The organism is Streptosporangium sp. NPDC023615 (assembly GCF_040640155.1).
GTDB lineage: Bacteria > Actinomycetota > Actinomycetes > Streptosporangiales > Streptosporangiaceae > Streptosporangium.
The window spans coordinates 1-1278 of sequence record NZ_JBFABE010000182.1 but is presented as its reverse complement, the minus strand read 5'-3'; the positions used below and the strand labels follow the sequence as shown (position 1 = coordinate 1278).

The 1278-nt window shown below is 64.6% G+C and carries 1 protein-coding gene; it reads right to left on the bottom strand.

Translation table 11 applies throughout. The features are described from left to right. Window positions 1–594, bottom strand: a 594-nt coding sequence (locus AB0G16_RS38790; protein ID WP_362816033.1) for an IS701 family transposase, incomplete at its 3' end; no start/stop codon positions are given. Between the last annotated feature and the right edge of the window lie 684 nt (window positions 595–1278).

The window sequence follows — 1278 nt, the reverse complement described above, 5'->3', positions numbered from 1 at the left end:
GTAGCCGGCATCGGCGCACAGGTACCGGAACGGCGTGCCGGCCGCGAGCTCCTCCATCAGCATGTCGATCACCAGCTGGGGCTTGGTGCGGAAGACCACATGCTCGGGCACCCCGGCCCGTGCCCTCCGCTGCGGATCACCGGCCCAGACCTCGGGCAGGTACAGGCGCCGGTTGACGAACGCGTGCCCAGCGCTCGAGGCGTAGGTGAGCATGGGCATGACCTGGCAGTTCTCCACCTGACCGGTCAGCCCGCAGTACTGGCCGGCCACGCCGTCCGACTTGTCGCCCTTCTTGATCGAGCTCGTGTCGTCGGCGATCAGCACGCCGTCGGCGCGGCCCAGATGCGTGATCACGTAGGAGCGGACCTCGTCGCGCAAGGCGTGGACGTCCCATTTCGCGCGGTCCAGCAGGTGCTCGAACCGGTGCGCGGTGGGGTGGCCGATGTGATCGGCCAGCTGCCAGGAGTTCTTGCGAGGCACGTCGGCCAGCAGGGCACGGACCAGATCGGCGAAGGCCTGCCGCGGCTCGGGCCGGGTGAACAGGGGGCTGGCGATGCGCGTGGTCAGCGCGGTCAGTTCCGTATCCCAGGACACGACGCGATCGTAGGTCAGAGCGCACGTCACGCACCGACGATGGACCAACTACGTCCTGTGGCGGAGCCAAACAAATTAAGATCTACGAATGTAGTACTGGTATCCCCATGAAACCTGCGAATCCGATCTCCCAGCAGCACCTTCACCTCGAAGACCGTTCACCGTACGGAACCTCGCAGACCCGGTGGCACCTCGTCGCGGGGTCTGCTTGTTGCCGGGCACGAAGCCGAGTCGCGCTGCTGTAGCCCGCCTTACCACGTGGCCCGAGATCTGGGCGACATCCAGGTCGACGACGACCTCCACGCCGTTCCATACGCCACACGAGGTAAGCGCCAGGCCGATCAAAGCCAGCTCGGCGGTCGTCGCGCAGTTCTTACTCTTCGTGACTCTCCTCGCCGATTCCACCCGACTCCTCGCGATCCCAGGCAGCAACCGCCGACTCAGCCACGGACCGAGGCAACCGCACACGGATCCTACTGATCTGGGGATCGAGATGAGCCCGATCTCCGCCAGCACAATCCGGTCATGCTGATACCTCACATACTGCTCGCGATCTTCTACGAGCCGAGGGGACTCAGACCCAACCGGATCACCGACCCCAAAGCCAGCGAACGTATGCGGTCAGAGCACTAGTAGTACTTCGTTAGGTTGGTTTGATCGTGGGTGTTGGGTTCGGCATGCTGC